Source organism: Mesorhizobium sp. M2C.T.Ca.TU.002.02.1.1, from assembly GCF_003997225.1.
The window spans coordinates 1-2,076 of record NZ_RZTO01000973.1 but is presented as its reverse complement, the minus strand read 5'-3'; the positions used below and the strand labels follow the sequence as shown (position 1 = coordinate 2,076).

Genomic DNA, 2,076 nt, shown 5'->3' with positions numbered 1-2,076 from the left:
GCGGTGACCACCTCGGGGCTCACGCTTTTCGGCGTCGGCGCGGCATTTTGGGGGCTGGTCGCCGGAATGGCAGTGCTTTTCCTGGAAAAACTCAAAAAGCGATAATCATTTCAGGTGCTTCGCCGGTTTTGGCCGGACTTGCCTTGAATCGCCTATTTCGCCTTCCCATTTCGATTCCACGCAGCCGGTTTGGCTGTCTCCAACGGAAGGATTGGGAGAAATGAATACGACTGCATTGATCCGTCCGGCCTGGACGCCGGCCACCATCGCGCTGATGGTCATCGGCTTCATGGTGTTCTGGCCTCTCGGCTTCGCCATGCTCGCCTACATCATCTGGGGCGACCGGCTGGAAGGCTTCAAGCGCGACGTCAACCGCGCCACGGACGGCATCTTCGCCGGCTGCCGCCGCGGCTCCGAGAAGGCGGCCCGCTGGGGCTACGGCTCGGCCCGCACCGGCAACGTCGCCTTCGACGACTGGCGCGAGAAGGAGCTGGAGCGCCTCGCCGAGGAGCGCCGCAAGCTGGACGAGATGCTGACGGAGTTCGACGACTATGCCCGCGAGCTGCGCCGTGCCAAGGACCAGGAAGAGTTCGACCGCTTCATGGCCAACCGCAACAAGCATACCGCGCCGACCACCACCGAACCGGGCGACAAGCCCGCTCAGAAGCGCGGCAAGGGCACGAACCTGCTCGACGACTGAGATCCTGCGACAGGTCTTAGGCTGATAAAACGGCGTCGCGCGAGCGGCGCCGTTTCTTTTTTGTTCTCTTTGTAGCTTCCCTCCACTGGCCGTTTTTTTCGAATCGCGTATCGTCCAGCCATGACCCTCGGCTTCTTTCGCAATCTGACCAAGCCAAAGCCCACCCCTGTGGTGGAGCGCGAACATTGCGTCGCCGGCCGAACGCTGCCGCTGAAGATCGTCGAAAGCGCCAGGGCCAGGCGGCTCACGCTGCGCATCGATTCCGGCGGCCAGGGCCTGCGCGTCACCGTGCCGCCCGGCCTGCGCCGCGGCGAGGTGGAGAAATTCCTCGACCGCCACCAGGACTGGCTGGAGCAGCGGCTGGCCAAGGTGCCGACGAGGCCGCAGGTCAGGCCCGGCATCAGGATCCCGATCCGCGGCGTGCCGCACCGCATCGTGCATGAGCCTTCGAAGCGCGGCACCGTCACCGTCTCGCGCGACGAGCGCGGTCCGCTCCTGATCGTGCATGGCGAGCGCATCCATCTGCCGCGCCGCATCGCCGACTATCTCAAGCGCGAGGCCAAGAAGGAGATCGAGAGGCTGGTGGTCAAGCACACCGAGGCGATCGGCAAGCGCGCCAAGGCAATAAGGTATAAGGATACCTCCAGCCGCTGGGGATCATGCACCTCGGAGGGCAATCTCTCCTTCTCGTGGCGCATCATGATGGCGCCGCCGGCGGTGATAAACTACCTCGTGGCGCATGAGGTGGCGCATCTCAAGGAGATGAACCACGGCCCGAAATTCTGGAGATTGTGCGAGAAGCTCTGCCCCGACACCGACCGCTGCAAGGATTGGCTGAAGCGGAATGGTGGGGCGTTGCAGGCTATTGTGTTCGAGTAGCTCTCCGCTGTAGCGCGCATGCGCGCAACGTTTAAGACGCCGGAGTTCCTTCGCGCCCCCCTCTGCCCTGCCGGGCATCTCCCCCACGAGGGGGGAGATTGGCAGTTCCGCCGATGGCGCCATTCTGCGACGTGGCGATTGGCGAAAGCCGGCGTGATGTCCGATCTCCCCCCTCGTGGGGGAGATGGCCGGCAGGCCAGAGGGGGGCGCTGTCCCGCCGACACCTACCCAGTTCACGGCATAAGCAATTCAATCGTCATTCGCCGCGTTCAATTCCTCCGGCCTCAGCCCTTCCTCGGAATGCGGCCACGGCAAAAAATTCCGGTCGAACGCGTCGCTGCCGAAATAGTCCAGCGCCCGGTGCGCCTCGGCGCCATTGAAGTCGGACTTTTCCATCAGATGCGCGATCACCTCGCGCGCCTGGGCGATCTTCTGCTTCAGTTCGGCGACGGTTCGGTCGGCCATGGGTGTCTGCTCCCGCCTGTTGATCCTATATC

4 protein-coding genes are annotated in these 2,076 nt (G+C 63.8%); 3 read left to right on the top strand and 1 reads right to left on the bottom strand.

The features are described 5' to 3' along the window. The 3 genes from EOD07_RS32185 to EOD07_RS32175 all read left to right on the top strand — a co-directional run. Positions 1 to 105, top strand: a 105-nt coding sequence (locus EOD07_RS32185; RefSeq protein ID WP_164772749.1) for a benzoate/H(+) symporter BenE family transporter, incomplete at its 5' end; no start/stop codon positions are given. 115 nt (positions 106 to 220) lie between these two features. Continuing rightward, entirely contained in the window at positions 221 to 700 is a 480-nt protein-coding gene (locus EOD07_RS32180) for a DUF2852 domain-containing protein (RefSeq protein ID WP_127238125.1), read from the top strand. 120 nt (positions 701 to 820) lie between these two features. Continuing rightward, complete coding sequence (locus tag EOD07_RS32175; protein WP_041003653.1) at positions 821 to 1,579, top strand: M48 family metallopeptidase; 759 nt, start codon at positions 821 to 823, stop codon at positions 1,577 to 1,579. Positions 1,580 to 1,828: 249 nt separating this feature from the next. On the opposite strand, the gene EOD07_RS32165 is transcribed toward EOD07_RS32175, so the two are convergent. Next, positions 1,829 to 2,044 carry a hypothetical protein gene (locus EOD07_RS32165; protein WP_041003655.1) on the bottom strand — a complete coding sequence of 72 codons (216 nt, stop codon included), beginning with the start codon at positions 2,042 to 2,044 and terminating at the stop codon, positions 1,829 to 1,831. Between the last annotated feature and the right edge of the window lie 32 nt (positions 2,045 to 2,076).

What these genes read in the sequence shown, in the direction of transcription:
- EOD07_RS32180 (WP_127238125.1), top strand. Translation starts at nt 221, where the DNA reads ATGAATACGACTGCATTGATCCGTCCGGCCTGGACGCCGGCCACCATC.
- EOD07_RS32175 (WP_041003653.1), top strand. Translation starts at nt 821, where the DNA reads ATGACCCTCGGCTTCTTTCGCAATCTGACCAAGCCAAAGCCCACCCCT.
- EOD07_RS32165 (WP_041003655.1), bottom strand. Translation starts at nt 2,044, where the DNA reads ATGGCCGACCGAACCGTCGCCGAACTGAAGCAGAAGATCGCCCAGGCG.